Origin of the sequence: Enterobacter sp. SORGH_AS_0287 (genome assembly GCF_031453695.1) — a bacterium.
Classification (GTDB): Bacteria; Pseudomonadota; Gammaproteobacteria; order Enterobacterales; family Enterobacteriaceae; genus Enterobacter; species Enterobacter ludwigii.
Window position 1 is genome coordinate 3073865 of record NZ_JAVIZW010000001.1, and the last position, 17559, is coordinate 3091423.

Genomic DNA, 17559 nt, shown 5'->3' on the forward strand with positions numbered 1-17559 from the left:
AGATGACTATCCTGAATACCGCTATCATCGGCAGCGGGGCGATTCATGGCTGCCATGTCAATGCCCTGCGCCAGATACCCAACGTCGCGCTGCGTGCGCTGGTCGACATCGACAGCGTTAAAGGACTGGCGCTGGCGAAAGACTATCAATGCCGTTTTTATCAGGATTACCGGGAAATGCTGCTGGATGATGCCATCGACGTGGTACACATCTGTACGCCCCATTTCGAGCATAAAGAGATGATTCTGGCGGCACTCGCCGCCGGGAAGCATGTTTTTTGCGAAAAACCGGTGGGCATGAACACCCGTGAACTCATTGATATCACCCGTGCTGCCGATTTGGCTCAGAGCCTGCTCGGCGTGTGCTATCAGAACCGACTCAACCCCACCAGCCAGCGTATTCGGCAGGAGTTAGGCCATGGACAGCTGGGGAAAATGCTCAGCATCAGGGCAGTACTCACATGGTCACGCGCGGGCGCTTACTACACGCAAAGCCCCTGGCGCGGTCGGCTGGCGACAGAAGGCGGGAGTCTGCTGATCAACCAGGCAATCCATACGCTCGACCTGATGCAGTGGTTCGGTGAAGGCGTGACGCGAGTGAAAGGCGTGGTGGATAGCGGTGAGCTGGCAGACGTGACCGAAGGCGAAGACAGCGCAATGGCCACGCTACACTTCGCCAACGGCGCCCGCGGCCTGTTTTATGCCAGCAATTGCCACACCACGGACGCCCCTCTCCTGCTGGAGATCCACTGTGAGCACGGCTCGCTGCTGCTGAATGACAACACTCTCTGGCGCGTCACACCGGGTGAGCGGTTAAAACTGGCAAGCGATGATTCCCCCGACGGCACGGTAAAAAGCTACTGGGGGCTGGGTCATCAGCAGGCGATCCGCCGGTTTTATACTGCCGTTCATCATCCGGAAAACAGAGACTATATCGATATCCGTACCGCCGGAAAATCACTCACCCTTGTGGAGGCTATTTATCGGTCATCTCAAACAAGACAATGGATAAATATCAACAACCAGAACGTAATTTGAATTCCAGACGTTAATAAAAATACGCCCCGTAAAACGGGTTAATCATTACCCTACACTGGATATTATTATGGTCAAACCAACTGAACGTAGAGTTGGTTATGGCGTGGCGCTTGGCTACGGCATAACCGATCTGTTTGGCGGAGGCGCTTTCGCCATTATCGGCACCTGGCTGTTATTTTTTTACACGACCTATTGCGGGCTGTCTGTTATTGAAGCGGGCTCTATATTTGCTATCGCCCGCGTCATTGATGCGCTGTTAAGCCCGATCATGGGTTATATCACTGATAATTTTGCGGGTACCTGGCTCGGCCGTAAATTTGGCCGTCGCCGTTTCTTTTTATTACTGAGTTCCCCGTTAATGTTTTTGTATGCCCTGCTGTGGCTGACGGATATGGGATACTGGTATTACCTTGGAACCTATCTCTCTATTGAACTGCTGTCGGCGATGGTGTTAGTGCCGTGGGAGACGCTGGCCGCAGAAATGACGAACCGCTACGAAGAGCGCAGCCGACTTTCAGGGGTGCGCATGATCTGCTCTCAGCTTGGGGGGTTCCTTGCCGTTTCCGTCCCCGGCGTCATTATGCAGTTCACCGGGAAAGACAATCCGTTTACCTATACGCTCACCGGACTGATATTTTCCTGCGTTTTTTGCCTTGCGGTGTTTATTACGTGGTACACCACGTGGGAAGCGAAAGATGTGCATCAGGAGTCCGATTTTAAGATAGATAACCAGCGCAGCAGCGGGGTAGCCAATCATCTGAAATATCTGGTACTGGACCTCTTTTCGTCCTTTCGCATCCGCGCATTCCGCCTGCATATCATTATTTATATCTTCTCGTTTACTGCGATGGACGTCTTCGGCTCGGTCTTTACCTATTATGTCGTTTATTGTCTGAGCCAGGATGCGGCGGCCGTGTCGGGCTGGCTGAGCATTGCCGCCTTTGCTTCGGTACCAGGCACGTACGGATTTATGCTGCTTTTGAACCGGCTGAATATCACGCCGTCCGCGGCGCTGCGCCTCTCTTATGGCTGTATCTTCGCCGTGCTGGTATTCCTGTTTACGGTCTACCTCACCAAAACGCAGGTGCCAACGCTGCTGTTCTCGGGGGTCTTTATCCTGCTCGGTGCCGCCCGCTCTGGTCTTTATTACATCCCGTGGAATATCTACAGTTTCATCCCTGATATCGATGAGATTGTAACGCAGCAGCGCCGCGAAGGGATTTTTGCCGGGGTGATGGTATTGACCCGCAAAAGCACCGTGGCGATTGCCATTATGATCATCGGTCTGGTGCTGCAGGAGTCAGGGTTTGTGAAGGGCAGCGGCGCACAGCCTGAAAGCGCGCTGGGGGCCATTATCGGCCTGCTGATTTTCGCGACGGCGGCCCTTCTGGCCGTGAGCTTCTTCACGACCTATAAATTTAAACTGACCCGCGAGACGCACAAGCTGCTGCTGAAGGAGATTGCGCGCCGCAAGTTGGGCGGAGATTATCGCGACTGCGACGCCAACACCCGCGTGGTGATCAAACAGCTCACCGGCTATGAGTATGACCAGGTGTGGGGAGGGGATGCCACGCGCCGGGCGGCAGGAAACGCCAGTTTATCCGCAGTAAAATAGCCGTACGTACCGGACAGCGCTTCGCTGTCCGGCCGGTTTTATGCCAAAATGTGACCTCTGGCAGATTTACACGCCTTTACGCTATACTACCCGCTGAAATAATCAGCTCAACGCTACGAGCTGACGTTCTATGTGTCTTCACACAAATGTAATTAACTTCCCTTCCGAGGATCTGGCTGAAGCCGGATAAACTATGTTAAACAGTATTTTAGTGATACTTTGTCTCATTGCCGTCAGTGCATTTTTCTCGATATCCGAGATCTCGCTGGCCGCCTCCCGTAAAATCAAACTGAAACTGCTTGCTGACGAAGGCAACGTTAACGCATCACGCATACTCAAAATGCAGGAAAACCCGGGAATGTTTTTCACCGTGGTGCAGATTGGCCTGAACGCGGTCGCCATCCTGGGCGGTATCGTGGGGGATGCAGCATTTTCACCGGTGTTTCATGGCCTCTTCGCACGCTACTTTTCACCTGAACTCTCCGAGCAACTGAGTTTTATTCTCTCCTTCTCGCTGGTGACTGGCCTGTTCATCCTCTTCGCTGATCTGACCCCGAAACGCATCGGTATGATTGCGCCAGAAGCTGTGGCTTTGCGCATCATCAACCCGATGCGCTTCTGCCTGTTCCTGTTCCGCCCGCTGGTGTGGTTCTTCAACGGCCTGGCCAATAGCATTTTCCGCCTGTTTAAAATTCCGATGGTGCGAAAAGACGATATCACCTCTGATGATATCTATGCGGTCTTCGAAGCGGGTGCCCTGGCGGGCGTGCTGCGCAAGCAGGAGCACGAGTTAATTGAGAACGTGTTTGAGCTGGAATCCCGTACCGTACCGTCATCCATGACCGGACGTGAAAACGTGATTTGGTTCGACCTGCACGAAGACGAGCAGAGCCTGAAGCAAAAGGTGGCCGAGCACCCGCACTCCAAGTTCCTGGTCTGTAATGAAGATATCGACCACATCATCGGTTATGTGGACTCGAAAGACCTGCTGAACCGCGTGCTGGCCAACCAGAGCCTGGCGCTCAACAGCGGCGTTCAGATCCGCAATACCCTGATTGTTCCGGATACCCTCACCCTCTCTGAAGCGCTGGAAAGCTTCAAAACGGCCGGTGAAGATTTTGCCGTTATCATGAACGAATACGCGCTGGTGGTGGGCATCATCACCCTCAACGATGTGATGACCACGCTGATGGGCGACCTGGTTGGCCAGGGTCTGGAAGAGCAGATTGTTCAGCGTGATGAGAACTCATGGCTTATCGACGGCGGTACGCCGATTGACGATGTCATGCGCGTGCTGGATATCGACGAGTTCCCGCAGTCAGGTAATTACGAGACCATTGGCGGCTTTATGATGTTTATGCTGCGAAAAATCCCGAAACGTACCGACTCGGTGAAGTTCTCTGGCTACAAGTTTGAAGTGGTGGATATTGATAACTACCGCATCGACCAGCTGCTGGTGACGCGTATCGATAATAAACCGACCGTGCTGGTGCCGCGGATGCCTGACGCAGAAGAGAAAGTGTCGGCGTAAGGTCCATAAACATCAACGGCTCCCATCGGGAGCCGTTTTTTTATCAACTGCGTTTTTAACTACTGCATAGCACGTTGGTTAAGCCATCTCAGTTTGCAGACGCATAACCTGACGGTTGACTTCAGACATCACAGACAGGTGCTGCTTGTCCTTCACTTTTGGGATAAGGATCTTGCCCTTATCAAACTCAAAAGCGCCAACATCCTTGATATACAACCGTCCACGGAACAGGATCTTCACGTACTTCGCCACCTGAAGCGGGTTGTAGCGTTGGAAAATTTTCATTCTTGTATCTCCTGCGAATCATACGCTCTTGCGGTGCCACAATCGGCCCGACTGTCCTGAGCGCAAATTTTGTTGCCCAAAGACTATAGACCAGAACTACGGTGTTACCCAGTATGCATAAGTTTATTTACCGTTTGATTACAATTATTCAGAATAATCTTTGCAAAGCTTCACTCAGGGCAGTATAAGCCGTCATTTTTTCATGGATATGTGCGTTCACCCGCAAACTGGCATCGGGATTGCGGGAAAACCACATTGATCGCACTTATGATTAAAAGCGTATGACCAAGTGGTCGGATCACCTGCAAACAATAAGGAAACACCATGACCCTACGTACTATCCTTGCAGCAGCCTGCCTGCTTCTGCCCCTGTGGGCTAGCGCTCACGCGATTGAAAAAGGACAACGAGTACCACCAGTCGGCATTGCTGACCGGGGAGAATTGATTCTCGACAATGATAAGTTTAGCTACAAAGCGTGGAATAGCGCGCAGCTCGCAGGCAAAGTGAGAGTTGTACAACATATTGCCGGTCGTACATCCGCAAAAGAGAAAAATGCCAACCTGGTGGAAGCGATCAAGGCCGCAAAATTCCCACACGACCGCTACCAGACCACCACGATTGTTAATACTGACGATGCCATTCCTGGCTCCGGAATGTTTGTGCGTTCAAGCCTTGAGAGCAATAAAAAACTCTATCCGTGGTCGCAGTTTATTGTCGACAGCAACGGCGTGACGCGTAAGGCGTGGCAGCTGGAGGAAGAGAGCTCCGCAATCATCGTGCTGGATAAAGACGGCCGCGTGCAGTGGGTGAAAGACGGGGCATTAACCCAGGAAGAGGTGCAGCAGGTTGTCGCCCTGCTGCACAAACTGCTGGCTCAATAAATAGAGACGCGGAAGCCGGGGTTAAGGAAGGATTCGCGCGGGGTGTAGTCCAGCGGCTTACCCTGCCAGTCATGAACATGTGCCCCGGCGGCCGTGGCGACCGCATGCCCTGCCGCGGTATCCCAGACGTTCGTTGGCCCAAAGCGAGGGTAGAGCTGGGCATGACCTTCCGCCACCAGACAGAATTTCAGTGATGAACCAATCGAGGTCGTCTGGTGTTCACCCAGCTGTTGCAGATATTCCTGCAGTTCGCTGTCGCTGTGCGACCGGCTGATCACCACCAGCGGTGGACGCGCATCGCGCACCTGAATCTGCTTACGCACGCCGCACTCTTCCTTCCACGCCTTACCGTCTGCAGCGCTGTACATGACCTTCATCACCGGCGCGTATACCACCCCAAGCACCGCTTTGCCTTTTTCAATCAGCGCGATGTTGACGGTGAACTCACCGTTACGCTTGATAAACTCTTTGGTGCCGTCGAGGGGGTCCACCAGCCAGTAACGCTGCCAGTGCTGACGCTCGTCCCAGCTCTGCGGCGCTTCTTCTGACAGGACCGGGATATCCGGCGTTAAGGCCTGCAGTCCTTGCAGGATCACCTTGTGAGCCGCGATATCTGCCGCGGTGACCGGAGAGTCATCTGCCTTGCTGACGACCTCCATCGGTTTTGCACCGTCATACACCTGCATGATGGCATCTCCCGCATCCCGTGCGAGCTGACAAATCTTATCTAACATTCTCCACCTCTTTGTTAACGCAGTGGGGTTAACTCTTTGTTTTAGTTATATCGTAATGGGAACAATTCCGCTATCTGTGAAGCAATTCTGGTTTCATGGCGCTTTTTTCTGTCAGGATTCACATTTCTGTAAGCAACACGCTATAGATACATACTCTTTTGTGGCCTGGATCGAAAAAAGGACTCCTCTGATGATTAAGTTTAGCGCAACGCTCCTGGCGACGCTGATTGCAGTGAGCGTACAGGCGGCGACGGTAGACCTGCGAATTCTGGAAACTACCGACCTGCACAGCAACATGATGGACTTCGATTACTACAAAGATACCCCGACGGAAAAATTCGGACTGGTACGCACGGCAAGTTTGATCGCTGCCGCCCGCAATGAAGTTAAAAACAGCGTGCTGGTCGACAACGGCGATCTCATTCAGGGTAGCCCGCTCGGGGACTACATGGCGGCGAAGGGGCTGAAGAAAGGCGAGATCCACCCGGTGTATAAAGCGATGAACACCCTGGACTATACCGTCGGCAACCTGGGCAACCACGAATTTAACTACGGCCTGAAGTACCTGCACGATGCGCTGGCTGGCGCGAAATTCCCGTACGTTAACGCCAATATCATCGACGTTAAGACGCAGAAGCCGCTCTTTACCCCCTATCTGATTAAAGAGACCGAGGTTGTCGATCAGGACGGTAAAAAACAGACGCTTAAAATCGGCTATATCGGCTTTGTGCCGCCGCAAATCATGACCTGGGATAAAGCCAACCTCGACGGTAAAGTGACCGTTAACGATATTACCGAAACTGCGCGCAAATACGTGCCGGAAATGCGCGAAAAAGGCGCAGATCTGGTGGTAGTGGTTGCGCACTCTGGACTCTCCGCCGATCCGTATCAGGCTATGGCGGAAAACTCCGTTTATTATCTGAGTGAAGTCCCGGGCGTCGATGCGATCCTGTTCGGCCACGCCCACGCGGTCTTCCCGGGTAAGGACTTTGCCAACATTAAGGGGGCAGACATCGAGAAAGGGACGCTCAATGGCGTGCCGTCGGTGATGCCGGGAATGTGGGGCGACCACCTTGGTGTGGTGGATCTGGTCCTCAATAACGACGGCGGCGACTGGAAGGTCACTCAGTCAAAAGCAGAGGCGCGCCCGATTTACGACGCTGCGGCTAAAAAATCACTGGCCGCCGAAGATAAAAAACTGGTCGACGTGCTGAAGCATGACCACGACGCCACCCGCGACTTCGTCAGCAAGCCGATCGGTAAATCCGCCGATAACATGTACAGCTACCTGGCGCTGGTGCAGGATGACCCGACTGTCCAGGTGGTTAACATGGCGCAAAAAGCCTATGTCGAACACGTTATTCAGGGCGACCCGGACCTGGCAAAACTGCCGGTGCTGTCGGCCGCGGCACCGTTCAAGGTGGGCGGGCGTAAGAATGACCCGGCAAGCTACGTTGAAGTCGAAAAGGGCCAGCTGACCTTCCGTAACGCCGCCGATCTCTACCTCTATCCGAACACCCTGGTGGTGGTCAAAGCGACGGGCAAAGAGGTGAAAGCGTGGCTGGAGTGCTCCGCCGGGCAGTTTAACCAGATTGATCCGCACAGCAGCAAGCCGCAGTCGCTGATTAACTGGGACGGGTTCCGGACCTATAACTTTGACGTGATTGACGGCGTGGAGTATCAGATTGATGTTACCCAGCCTGCAAAATATGACGGCGAATGCCAGGTCATTAACCCGCAGGCCGAGCGCATCAAAAACCTGACCTTTAAGGGCAAAGCCATCGACCCGAATGCCACTTTCCTGGTGGTGACCAATAACTACCGCGCCTACGGCGGCAAGTTTGCCGGCACGGGAGATAGCCATATTGCCTTTGCCTCACCGGACGAGAACCGCTCGGTGCTGGCGGCGTGGATCAGCGCGGAGTCCAAAAAAGCGGGGGGCACTCATCCGGCAGTGGACAACAACTGGCGCCTGGCTCCCATTCATAGCGACACGCCGCTGGACATCCGTTTTGAAACTTCACCGTCCGATAAAGCGGCGGCGTTTATTAACGATAAAGCCCACTATCCGATGAAGAAAGTTGCAACGGATGATATTGGCTTCGCCATTTATCAGGTGGATTTAAGCAAGTAACGCGGTGTGTGCCGGGTAGCGGCTTCGCCTTACCCGGCCTGCCTTTACGCCGCGCGTTCTTCCCGGTTCGCCATCACCTGCGGCGTATGCACTTCTATCCAGTCCGCCAGCGCGGCCACTTTCTCACTCACCTCTGTCCCTAACGGCGTCAGGCTATACTCAACGTGCGGTGGTACAACCGGATACGAGACGCGATTAACAAACCCGTCCTGTTCCAGCGCCTGTAGCGACTGAGCCAGCATCTTTTCGCTGACGCCCCCCATTTTTCGGCGCAGGTCGCTGAAACGGTGGGTTCCCTGCCGCAGGGCCACCAGAATCAGCACGCCCCAGCGGCTGGTGACATGTTTGAGAACCTCTCTGGAAGGACACTGTTCCGCGAAGAGGTTGCCATCGCGCATTTGTTCGCTAAGTGTCGGTATCGTTGTTTTCATACTTACCTTTATGTACGTACTTACTAAAAGTTAGCTATGGTGCTAGTGTGCCACAACACCAGACAAACACGAAGAGGATGTGAAAAGACAATAAAGTTGTATATTAAGCGCCAAAGTTGTAAATCAACACGGCGGAAATGACACTAAAGTTGTATACTTAAATTTTAGTCAGGTACACTGCATGTATCTTACATAGTCTTTCGCGGTAATACGTATCATGAGTCGTCAACGAAGGCTAAGTTCCTACGAGGATTACGAAAAGGCACTGAGCAAAGGTGTGGGTTCAGGACAACTTCAGGATTACCAGCCCTGGCTTAGAGTTCAGGATGTAAAATCACATGGTAATCGTTCTGTGATTTTTGGTCTGAAAACCCAACGAAATCACCACTTCATGTCCTCTATTGAAAGCGATTTTTTCTATCAGGCTGAATTCAATGATTCCGTTATTGATATTCGCGAGCAATTCCCCCTACTGCCCCTTAATCTCACCGAACAGATAGCCGGGCACCTCGGAGTCAAGCATCCTCTCGTCAGGGGAATAAAAGGCCCTCCAGTTCTCTACGTGATGACGACCGACTTTCTTTTGACGATAAAAGATCCTGGCGGAGGCATAAAATACAAAGCCTTTGCGGTAAAACCTGACAGTACCCCTACCCTTCGGATGGCAGAAAAATTAGAAATCGAACGGCTTTTCTGGGCTCTGCATGATATTGAATTCAAGGTTTACGTTGGGTCTGAACTTAACAGGATAAGAAGTAAAAATATTGCATGGACAACATCAGCCATAAGAATCGATGCGGCACACTACGAACACCTGCCCTTCGATGACGTTGTTCAGGCATTGCAGCCAGGTGACTATGCTTTAGAAGCCCTATGCTCGTCTCAGGCCCGGAGATTGAATCTCGAAGCCAGCGACATCATGAACATGATTCAGATAGTTATCGCTAAAAAGTTCATTCTGGTTGATTTAACCACCCCCATTCCTGAACTCGGCGTTCTACGTGTGTTAAGTAACACATATCATCAGAAGGCGAATGAACGATGGGTATAACAAAAAACAGTGTCTGGGAAAGCAATAATTCTGATGAGCTGATGCGTGGCTTATACCGGGTTTTGCACATTGATGTTGATCAGGATGCCATAATTCTATTTGAGCTTCAGGAAAGACGGATAAGCAAACCCTTCATATTTTCATTCCAGCGGTTTTGCATCATGGTCAAAACGCGGACTGTCGTTCGCACCCGTTTCGTTCTTCCGGTGTACATGCTTGTTGATGAAGACGATATCGACCCGCTAAGTAAAAGAAAACGGGATGAAAATTATCAGCTGATTTTGCCTCTCATCAACGATAACAAGTTCCTCTTTGAATACACACTGTCAAAACGCTCACTGGCGCTGGTACGGTACGCATCTGACAAGGGGGTAAATTCACTTCATATCCGAATGCTACTGGTTCTTTACTGGCGTTATGGTCAGAACATTTATAGCCTGCTCCCGGCCTACTCGAAAAGTGGTGCCCCCGGAAAAGAGCGTAAAACGACAACCGTGCCTCTCGGCAGAAAGAAAAAAAATCGGGTTCTGTCGATGCAACGCGCCAGTACGTTTATAATGAGGGACACTGATAAAAAGAATATCCTTAAATCGCTCAGGAAGTACTATCTGAAGGTTAACGGATGCTCACTTGCTGAAACATATAAAAAATACACCAATGACTTTTTCAGGGACGAAACTGAAAGAGCCCGGCAGACAAACGAAGCCCCCCACATCCCGTCAACGCGGCAGTTTCAGTACTGGTCAAAAAAACTGATCACCACCGGAACGCGAATCCGCTCAAAATCTACCGAATCAAACTTCTTACAGAATCAGCGGGCCCGCACGGGTTCTGCAGCGAACACCAGCACGCTACCAGGAGACGTATTTGAAATCGACGCCACTGTCGCCGATGTGCATCTTGTCTCTGCCCTTAACAAAACAAGCGTGATTGGCCGACCTACCATTTATACGGTCGTGGACCGTGCAACAAGAATGATTACCGGCGTCCATGTCTCGCTCTATCATGCCTCATGGAGGGCAGCCAGACAGGCCCTGGCTAACTGCTTCATGCCCAAAAAGAATTTCTGCAAACTGTTCGGCATCAATATTTCTGAAAGGCAATGGCCATGCTCGCACATCCCGGTAAAGCTGATATGCGACAACGGTGAGATGATAGGTCTCCAGCCTCAGGATAAGGTCACCCCCATGACTACGCTTGAAATTGCGCCTGTCTACAGGGCTGACAGAAAAAGTGTGGTTGAGAGACGGTTCGGGATTTTGAATCAGAAGGCAATCCATCCCCTGCTGGGCTCCACCCGGGGCGGTAAAATTATCAAAGGAGAACCACTGCCAGCATCGCGAGCCTGTCTGACATTACAGGAGTTCACCAGGACAATAATTCTGGCTGTCCTTGAGCACAATCAGTCTATTTTTAAAGAACTGGCGTACATAAATCCTCTCCTGATCGAATATGACCTCGCGATGTCACCGCTGAACAGCTGGAAAATCAGCCTGAAAAAAAGCAGATTCAGTGCCCATACGATTAATGAAGATGAAGTCATTTCCCGGCTTTTGCCGCCGGAACAGGTCTGCCTCACCCCCGGCGGATTACAGTACGGTAATCTATTTTATGAGTGTGACGATGACCTGGCATCAGCTGCGCGTGTGTTTGGTCAATCCCGTTGCGATGCCCGCATTGATGATAATTGCGTTGACCATATCTATGTGCGCCTTGATAAAAACAAACCGTTTTCAAAGCACCACCTACTTGAGAAACGGAACATATTTAAAGGGATGCCTCATCTTGAATCAGATGTGCTCGCCGACTGGATTGACCTGCAATATGAAAAATCACCCGTCACACCAGTTACCCACCTCGTGAATGATTATGCTGAGAAATTAAACGAGGCAGGGCTGCAGCGTCTCAGTTCTCTCAGAGAACAAAACAGAAGCCGGACGAAGAACATTTCCAAAAATAAAAAGGAGGAGCTCGGGAGAAACACTGATGCTCCGGAGCCTGAAACTCACAAACTTCCTCTGGCTACAGTTGATAACATCACTCTGCTTCCGGGTCCAAAAGAAAAAGAAAGGTGGCTGGCAACGCAAAAAGGACGCAAGACCACTCAGGAAGATAAAAAATGAAAAAAGTCATTGCACAGTATCGTGAGGCAATTCTTCCTGAACACAGAGGTAATCCGTTAATCGAAGCATTACCCAGAGTGCTTGATGATCAGGAAATTTTGCTGGCTTTCAGCCATTTTCCTCCGCCTGATGAACATATCCGATGGAGTGGCTCAGCTTCTGTAAGGGGGCATTATGTTGACCGCATTAAAAATTTCCGTTGCCCCCAGACCTGCTATACAGAATGTTATAAATATCTTGAGAGAGTTATCCGGGACGGATACGCCGCAAGAAATCCTCTAAGAAGCAGCACTCAGCAATACCTGCACTACTACGCGGATGAACGACCGAATATCGAGCCTGAGGATGGCTATTTCCATCCCAGTGCCGATACCGTAACCATCGTCGGGAACAGTGGTTCAGGCAAAACGACGATGCTGGAACAGGTGCTTGGTTATTTTCCTCAGGTTATCGAGCATACAGAGTACAAAGGCAGTTTTCCCGGCGTCTCTCATCAAGTCATATGGATGAAGGTAAACTGTCCCTATAATGCCAGCGTCCGTGACCTCTGCGAATCCATCCTTGCGATGCTAGATAATGTTCTGGGTTTGGACACAACGAAACCTGCAACCCGAAACGGATCGCTGGCACGACAAATAGGTCAAAAGATTAAATCCTCTTTTCTGGGGGTTCTGGTTATTGATGAAATGCAACGGCTTAAATTCTCACGCACAGGAGGCGAAGCCACCCTGATTGACTTTCTGCACGAGATTGTTGATTCGCTGGGGGTATCACTTGTTTTTTGTGGCAATCACCCGTTTGAGGAAACACTCTCTAAAAAACTCAGGATAGCAAGAAGGGCTGAATCCGGCGGCTTTATGATAATTTCAGCGCCGGGCTACAATACCCCAGACTGGCAGTCTTTTATTACCTATCTCTGGCCGCTTCAGTGGACGAACGTCGAGACACCGTTAACCAGAGAACTGAACGAAGAGCTCTTTTTGCTTTCCAGAGGCAATCTTTCCGTCGCACAGCTTATTTACAGAAGGGCGCAACTGCGGGTAATTGGCAGCGGTAATGAGGTCATCAATAAAGCCGTACTCCGGGCGGCCGTTCCGCCCCTGTCAGTCCGCGCAGAGGATTTCCCGGATTTAACAGCCATTTTTTCAGTCCCTGCTTCTGTTGCCGTTAAGCCTGACGCACACAGTATAAACCCTGTTTCAGAAGCGATAAATGACGACGGCAGCGAGCCATCATACGTACTTATTGCAGGAGATTTGAGCCGCCCCCAGCATACTGAGCTGTATGATAAGACGATGGATGTGCTCAAATCATTCGAGGATAAAATCGCCTGCATAGAATACCGTTCGGTATTCCGGAACCTTTCTGCAGAACAGGGAAATTTAGGACGCTTAGCTGCTTACGGCCTGCTGTGTACCGATCCTTCGCAGGAATGACCGCTATAATGAAGACAGTCACAGGCATTTATGTGGTGCACCATGTATATTCTGCCCGCCCTGCCGGAGGAAACGCTTTTCAGCCGCTGCGTAAGAACGCGGAATGTTTATGGTCTGACGGCAGAGCATTTTTTTAGGGCTTTTCTCAACAACACCACGCGTTCTCTTCATCCGTCATTAACTACATCGCTGAACATCCTTTCTGAGCACACCGCAGAGACCGGGCCTGAGCTCTGGTTAAACCAGACGCTGATCCCGCTCTTTGCATGGGCTTTACCTGAGTACCGAACTGAGCTTAAGGACCTGACCGTTACTGCCCCAAGGTTACATACGCTTTGTAAATTAAGCCGTTTTGCGGAGCATTACCCTGCAGTATTAAAGCACTGTCCGGTGTGCGCACACTGTGATATCAGGAAATACGGTGTGGCATACTGGCACCGACAGCATCAGATAGCAGGCATAACATCCTGTCATCATCATCAGGTCAGACTAAATCATATTGCTGACTCCAGACTCTCTTCACTGCATCTGCACTTTCCTTACAACAGGGAAAAGACAATAACACTCAGTGGGCATTATGATTTTGAATTTGCGAGATTCACATCTTCTGCACTGAGTCTGATATGTCAGTCAGCGCCTGGCTTTGTCAGCCATAGTGACTCACCGCTAATTTCAGGACTTTTTCACAGACTCTCAGTAGAAAATGCCCAGGCGCTCTTTGAGGAGATTAATCATCTGGCCTGCCGGTCAGAGAATACCTGTAACGCCCTCTTTCCTGTGCGGACAAATATGGTAAGCCAGTGGAAAGCGCTGCTTTACAGCCCTTCACCACAGCCACCTGCCAGAATCTTACTCCTGTTATATTGCCTTCATCAGTTAGATATCGGCTGATGCTATCCTGGAAACCGTTACCCGCAACTGCGTAGTGTGTCTGGTTCAGTATTAACACCAACTGAAGACAGAATAAAATAAAAACGAAATCAAATACAATGGGTTACAAAAAATATAATCCTTGAATCTCCTGCCTGAAAAAATCACATATCAATATCCCCCCAGGATTTTAAAAAAATAAAAAACCACCCGTTGCAAATGTTTCACTCCCAATAATTCGTAGACAGGCAACTGGTAATGTGTAAATATTAAGATGCGTAAAAAAATTTGATATAGTCAATAACATTCCCCCGAAATAAAAAGGATGTCTAAATGTTATTAAGGACAGTCTATCAGCCAGATGAAACGCTGCACAGCTTCATCTTCAGAGTCTGTATGATCAACGGCGTCGAACAATTTGCCACTTTGACCGACAATAAGGGTAACTGGCGATTTAACTTAAAGCTCAGCACACAAATAAGAAATTTTTTTATGAGTTATAGTGACCGGGACATTCTTACGCTTGGTCGAAACTCCGGTTTAATCAAGAAAAATACGCATACCTTCGGTAACCCACTGGAATATATGTCAGTTATAAAAAATCTCTATTCCATTAAAGGAAGCTATAATATTTCCGGTAGCCATCCAGTTGGGTTCTGTATCGACTGCATCAGGGATTCGTTAAAGGTCAACGGATATGGCTATTTCAGGGCATCCTGGATGCTAAAATGGCTCAACATCTGCGATATTCATAAAAAATCCTTAACATTCTGCCCGGCACTACCGGTCAGACGCTCGCATGAACTAATTAAACAAATTTTGAGAGGAGAATATCCGATGGGAAGTTACAATTCCTGTTATCATACCGGGCTTATAGAAGAAACCCCACCTTTAAACTACGTATCGATAAATGAGATTAGTTCCGGAGAATATAATAAACCAGATTACATACACATTGCTACCTGCCTGAAGAATGCAATCAGAGAATCGATAAAAACACACCCGAATGTCATTTTTATATGTCATCTGTACTTGATTACTACCGAGACAGAAAGAGATGGAGGCCTTACCGACACCTTTATAATATGGAAGACTATGAGATTGCGGTTATGATAAAGGCTTCTTTTCGTGATAGATACTTTATATTCCTTGATTTCTGGCATAAAAATGCAAAAGCAATCACTCTTTATGGTGGTATATTTAAATACACGGAAGTGTCAGAAACGTTTTATATCTATAAGGGGATGAATCAATGCGGTTCATGTGACGACCTGGACTGTCCGGCAAAAGTCCAGCAAGACATCTTAAGCCCCGGGACGGATATCTCAGTTTAACTACTATAGACATAGCTCTCTCACAACATAATTTAAATATCAAAATCTTACATAATTCTGTCAGATCAGGGGAGTATTTGGCGCAAGAAAACTCGCTTACATTATTTTACAAATTCCCGGACACCTGGCGGTATCCGATCATACAACTTCTCCATAGTCAGTTCTGCCAGCCGGTAATTGACAGCTGCATTAAAGGGATCCAGCTCGTCGTCGGTCAGATCGTATTTGTTCTTGTCTGTCACTTTTTCAAGCGTGTCTCTGGAAGTACGGCGTCTGAGGCGTAACAGCCATTCCTGTCTCGTCATGGAATTTCTGCAATAGCATCGGGAAGCGGTTAAATTCAGCCCGTTGTGCTGAACATAATCGCTGATGCTCAGCCAGACTTGCGGATATCGTCAGAAAACTTGCGGTACTGATCTTTCAACTATTTTGGCATTCACCGGGGAGCCGCTATCCTACTGGCCACACTGTTGAGGGTACGCCCCAGCTTTTCGGCCAGCCAGAACAGATGAACATCCACTGCTTCGTCCGGTACGGATTCGAGGGCATCAGCAACATAGTCCCCTCTTCTTCCCGCCAGGTTTTGCCAGCATGTGGGGAACGAGGGTCGGGCTGACGTTCCTGCTTTTCTTCCTTTGATTTCAATGCTGCCGAAACTGTGGACGTTTTCATGCTTCCGCGCGCTTTCATGGCACCGATGGTGGCTACGGCCCGGACCAGATCCTCAATCTCGGACGGCCCGGAAAACGTGTGACCGCCTACGTTGAGGTCAAAACTCAGCGCAGTAAAAAGCCGGTGTAAAATCCTTAACAAAGATATAGCCGCCTGGTTTCTGCGCGTAGACCTGAAAACTGGTTCGGGCACCATGAACGGTATAGAAGGCGGGAAGCAGATTTTTCAGCCCCTCAGGACCCGCAGTGTCCTGGAGTGAAATGGTTGTTTTTGTATTCTCAAGAAATACTCCGTCATCTATACGTTTATAGCTGAAAAAGATGTGCCTGCTGATAAGTGCAGATGTTTTATTTCCATCATTCAGAATACCCGATAAGGTTGCCGTACCTTCCTTACCGAGAAAAGTATATCGCAGACGTACGGAGAGCAACTGACTTGCCTTGTGAACATTAATGATCGCATCACACGTCATCGTAGCCGAGTGAAGCTCTTTCCACTGTGTCCAGTTCTTCATCGCCAGAAAAAGAAAAGTCAAAAGCAGAATGGTGGCTGTAAATAATCCGGTTTTTTTTATTCCAGATAATAATCTGATTCGCATTCATCCCCCGGTAAAAAATTGCCAGTGCAGCGGATAACTGACATTCGTGGCACTGGATAGATTGATGAAAGATAGAGCGTTTCGCCTTCTTCACATTCTGGCGTGTTGTGCTTTAAAAATGCCTGCAATTCATTTTCATCTGTTTGAGTTAAATCTGCATAGACACTGCAATTCTTAACCCGGTAGGGAGTTTCAGTGTACTGACTGAAATAGTTATCTCTCTTTAACATGACATTCATGAAGAGCATGCTCAAGCATAATACAAACATACAGATATTAACAGTATGTAAATAAAAGACGGTTTTATTCTTTTTGAGTATAGCAGATGATTCCCCTGATATTTCCGTCCCTACTTTTGTGGTTTTATCGTTATCTTCCGACCAGACGTTCACTGTAAAAACAGTATCCGGATTTTCATACCTTACCCGGGAAATGTGTACCTCGTCTCCAATTGCCACACCTTTACCATAATGTGTGGTGATGAGATCGCTCCCCGCACCCACTTTCTCGAGTCCCCTCCTGAGATTAAGCATGTTCTGGTAAAAAGTATTGCTGCTCACCACCACGCCACGCTTACCCCATACCTGCTCTTTCATTTCTTTTCGGGTTACAACTCTTCCCTGCTCCTCAATCAGAATTTTGAAGCATTCCGCTGCAGTACTAAGAAGCGTCACAGTTTCACCACTGATGGCATTTTCTAAAAGATAACGATCGGGGTAAAAATTAATTACCTCCTCAATTTTAAAATAATCCAGAATCTCATGGTGCGCCGCGCCCTCATCATGCATGTTGTCCTCCTGTTAATAAAATGAAGGTCACTACCTTC

Annotated in this window: 16 protein-coding genes; 10 read left to right on the forward strand and 6 right to left on the reverse strand. The window is 49.4% G+C overall.

Annotated features, from left to right (window positions below):
- Window positions 1–2: 2 nt before the first annotated feature.
- From QE396_RS14625 to QE396_RS14635, 3 genes are all read left to right on the forward strand, one after another.
- The gene (locus QE396_RS14625) at window positions 3–1037 is read left to right on the forward strand and encodes a Gfo/Idh/MocA family protein (RefSeq protein WP_151887303.1); all 1035 of its coding nucleotides are present in this window, start codon (window positions 3–5) and stop codon (window positions 1035–1037) included.
- A gap of 67 nt (window positions 1038–1104) precedes the next feature.
- Window positions 1105–2652 carry an MFS transporter gene (locus tag QE396_RS14630; protein WP_014168350.1) on the forward strand — a complete coding sequence of 516 codons (1548 nt, stop codon included), beginning with the start codon at window positions 1105–1107 and terminating at the stop codon, window positions 2650–2652.
- A gap of 193 nt (window positions 2653–2845) precedes the next feature.
- Window positions 2846–4183, forward strand: a complete 1338-nt coding sequence (locus tag QE396_RS14635) for a hemolysin family protein (protein ID WP_014168349.1) — start codon at window positions 2846–2848, stop codon at window positions 4181–4183.
- A 78-nt stretch (window positions 4184–4261) separates the two neighbouring features.
- Here the strand turns inward: QE396_RS14635 and QE396_RS14640 are convergent, their stop codons facing one another.
- Window positions 4262–4468 carry a DUF1107 domain-containing protein gene (locus QE396_RS14640; RefSeq protein WP_003856054.1) on the reverse strand — a complete coding sequence of 69 codons (207 nt, stop codon included), beginning with the start codon at window positions 4466–4468 and terminating at the stop codon, window positions 4262–4264.
- A 324-nt stretch (window positions 4469–4792) separates the two neighbouring features.
- On the opposite strand from QE396_RS14640, the gene QE396_RS14645 reads away from it, so the two are divergent.
- The gene (locus QE396_RS14645; protein ID WP_014168347.1) at window positions 4793–5350 is read left to right on the forward strand and encodes a YtfJ family protein; all 558 of its coding nucleotides are present in this window, start codon (window positions 4793–4795) and stop codon (window positions 5348–5350) included.
- Here the strand turns inward: QE396_RS14645 and cysQ are convergent.
- Window positions 5344–6084, reverse strand: a complete 741-nt coding sequence (gene cysQ, locus QE396_RS14650) for a 3'(2'),5'-bisphosphate nucleotidase CysQ (RefSeq protein ID WP_014168346.1) — start codon at window positions 6082–6084, stop codon at window positions 5344–5346. The genes QE396_RS14645 and cysQ overlap by 7 nt on opposite strands.
- 190 nt (window positions 6085–6274) lie before the next feature.
- Here cysQ and QE396_RS14655 point away from each other — a divergent pair, with 190 nt between their 5' ends.
- Entirely contained in the window at window positions 6275–8218 is a 1944-nt protein-coding gene (locus QE396_RS14655; protein ID WP_309951517.1) for a bifunctional 2',3'-cyclic-nucleotide 2'-phosphodiesterase/3'-nucleotidase, read from the forward strand.
- Window positions 8219–8262: 44 nt separating this feature from the next.
- On the opposite strand, the gene QE396_RS14660 is transcribed toward QE396_RS14655, so the two are convergent.
- A complete protein-coding gene (locus tag QE396_RS14660) occupies window positions 8263–8649 on the reverse strand; it encodes a helix-turn-helix domain-containing protein (protein WP_014168344.1) in 387 nt (128 codons plus the stop codon).
- A 217-nt stretch (window positions 8650–8866) separates the two neighbouring features.
- On the opposite strand from QE396_RS14660, the gene QE396_RS14665 reads away from it, so the two are divergent.
- The 5 genes from QE396_RS14665 (at window position 8867) to QE396_RS14685 (ending at window position 15242) form a co-directional block, all read left to right on the forward strand.
- The gene (locus QE396_RS14665; RefSeq protein WP_309951519.1) at window positions 8867–9700 is read left to right on the forward strand and encodes a TnsA endonuclease N-terminal domain-containing protein; all 834 of its coding nucleotides are present in this window, start codon (window positions 8867–8869) and stop codon (window positions 9698–9700) included.
- Entirely contained in the window at window positions 9691–11823 is a 2133-nt protein-coding gene (locus QE396_RS14670; protein WP_309951522.1) for a transposase, read from the forward strand. Before QE396_RS14665 ends, QE396_RS14670 begins: the two co-directional genes overlap by 10 nt.
- Window positions 11820–13259, forward strand: a complete 1440-nt coding sequence (locus QE396_RS14675) for an ATP-binding protein (RefSeq protein ID WP_309951524.1) — start codon at window positions 11820–11822, stop codon at window positions 13257–13259. The genes QE396_RS14670 and QE396_RS14675 overlap by 4 nt, the downstream gene beginning before the upstream one ends.
- Before the next feature lie 42 nt (window positions 13260–13301).
- Complete coding sequence (locus tag QE396_RS14680) at window positions 13302–14150, forward strand: TniQ family protein (protein WP_309951527.1); 849 nt, start codon at window positions 13302–13304, stop codon at window positions 14148–14150.
- A 312-nt stretch (window positions 14151–14462) separates the two neighbouring features.
- Window positions 14463–15242 (forward strand): TniQ family protein, encoded by a 780-nt coding sequence (locus QE396_RS14685; RefSeq protein ID WP_309951529.1) that lies wholly within the window; start codon window positions 14463–14465, stop codon window positions 15240–15242.
- 322 nt (window positions 15243–15564) lie between these two features.
- Here the strand turns inward: QE396_RS14685 and hha are convergent, their stop codons facing one another.
- The 3 genes from hha to QE396_RS14700 all read right to left on the reverse strand — a co-directional run bounded on the left by hha (window position 15565) and on the right by QE396_RS14700 (window position 17521).
- Window positions 15565–15768, reverse strand: coding sequence for a hemolysin expression modulator Hha (hha, locus tag QE396_RS14690; RefSeq protein ID WP_309951531.1), 204 nt, complete (start codon window positions 15766–15768; stop codon window positions 15565–15567).
- Between the two features lie 464 nt (window positions 15769–16232).
- Window positions 16233–16733 carry a hypothetical protein gene (locus tag QE396_RS14695; RefSeq protein ID WP_309951536.1) on the reverse strand — a complete coding sequence of 167 codons (501 nt, stop codon included), beginning with the start codon at window positions 16731–16733 and terminating at the stop codon, window positions 16233–16235.
- Window positions 16706–17521, reverse strand: coding sequence for a winged helix-turn-helix domain-containing protein (locus QE396_RS14700; RefSeq protein ID WP_309951539.1), 816 nt, complete (start codon window positions 17519–17521; stop codon window positions 16706–16708). The genes QE396_RS14695 and QE396_RS14700 overlap by 28 nt, the downstream gene beginning before the upstream one ends.
- Window positions 17522–17559: the final 38 nt, after the last annotated feature.

Coding starts and splice junctions, on each gene's coding strand:
- QE396_RS14625 (WP_151887303.1), top strand. CDS start 3: ATGACTATCCTGAATACCGCTATCATCGGCAGCGGGGCGATTCATGGC.
- QE396_RS14630 (WP_014168350.1), top strand. CDS start 1,105: ATGGTCAAACCAACTGAACGTAGAGTTGGTTATGGCGTGGCGCTTGGC.
- QE396_RS14635 (WP_014168349.1), top strand. CDS start 2,846: ATGTTAAACAGTATTTTAGTGATACTTTGTCTCATTGCCGTCAGTGCA.
- QE396_RS14640 (WP_003856054.1), bottom strand. CDS start 4,468: ATGAAAATTTTCCAACGCTACAACCCGCTTCAGGTGGCGAAGTACGTG.
- QE396_RS14645 (WP_014168347.1), top strand. CDS start 4,793: ATGACCCTACGTACTATCCTTGCAGCAGCCTGCCTGCTTCTGCCCCTG.
- cysQ (WP_014168346.1), bottom strand. CDS start 6,084: ATGTTAGATAAGATTTGTCAGCTCGCACGGGATGCGGGAGATGCCATC.
- QE396_RS14655 (WP_309951517.1), top strand. CDS start 6,275: ATGATTAAGTTTAGCGCAACGCTCCTGGCGACGCTGATTGCAGTGAGC.
- QE396_RS14660 (WP_014168344.1), bottom strand. CDS start 8,649: ATGAAAACAACGATACCGACACTTAGCGAACAAATGCGCGATGGCAAC.
- QE396_RS14665 (WP_309951519.1), top strand. CDS start 8,867: ATGAGTCGTCAACGAAGGCTAAGTTCCTACGAGGATTACGAAAAGGCA.
- QE396_RS14670 (WP_309951522.1), top strand. CDS start 9,691: ATGGGTATAACAAAAAACAGTGTCTGGGAAAGCAATAATTCTGATGAG.
- QE396_RS14675 (WP_309951524.1), top strand. CDS start 11,820: ATGAAAAAAGTCATTGCACAGTATCGTGAGGCAATTCTTCCTGAACAC.
- QE396_RS14680 (WP_309951527.1), top strand. CDS start 13,302: ATGTATATTCTGCCCGCCCTGCCGGAGGAAACGCTTTTCAGCCGCTGC.
- QE396_RS14685 (WP_309951529.1), top strand. CDS start 14,463: ATGTTATTAAGGACAGTCTATCAGCCAGATGAAACGCTGCACAGCTTC.
- hha (WP_309951531.1), bottom strand. CDS start 15,768: ATGACGAGACAGGAATGGCTGTTACGCCTCAGACGCCGTACTTCCAGA.
- QE396_RS14695 (WP_309951536.1), bottom strand. CDS start 16,733: ATGCGAATCAGATTATTATCTGGAATAAAAAAAACCGGATTATTTACA.
- QE396_RS14700 (WP_309951539.1), bottom strand. CDS start 17,521: ATGCATGATGAGGGCGCGGCGCACCATGAGATTCTGGATTATTTTAAA.